The organism is Oleiphilus sp. HI0066, assembly GCF_001635725.1.
Genome location: NZ_LWFH01001813.1, coordinates 1 through 552, shown reverse-complemented (window position 1 = coordinate 552; position 552 = coordinate 1). Strand labels below are relative to the sequence as shown.

The window sequence follows — 552 nt, the reverse complement described above, 5'->3', positions numbered from 1 at the left end:
CTCGTGCTCAGCGTTCCAGATAACTGAGTTTGCGCTCCGTCTTCCAGTAGGGTCATCTGACTTGGAGGCGGCGCGATGATAAGCGGCGCATCATTGGTGCCTGTCACAGTCACCGTGACAAAAGATGTTGCTTTGGCACCTTGTGAATCTTCCGTTTCAACAGGAAAACTCAGCGTTTTAATCTCTCCGTCTTTCAAGGTCTGAACGTCTTGCGAACGGTTATCGATTAAAAAGCTCCATTGCCCATTCGCTTGTAGCGTGAATGTACCGAAGCTATTGGTAATGCTCTGGCCGCCTCCGCCAACGGTCCAAGTATGGGTATCCCCGCGATCTGGGTCGCCCGCTTGCAGTCGGCCACCGACCGGGTTTTGCGCGTCTTCAACCGTACTCGCAGCCTGAACTCCTCCAATGTTTGGCACATCGTTCGTACCTTCCAAATTCACAGTCACTGTTTGCTGAGAGCTATGGCCATAACTGTCGGTGACCATGATCGTGAAGGTTTCTGTTTTTGCCTGTCCCTCTCGGAGTTGATCTATGCGCCCATCAACTTTG

1 protein-coding gene is annotated in these 552 nt (G+C 52.0%); it reads right to left on the bottom strand.

The window, feature by feature from the left end:
- A partial coding sequence (locus A3738_RS28095) for a VCBS domain-containing protein (protein WP_197474106.1) occupies positions 1-552 on the bottom strand: 552 nt, incomplete at both ends.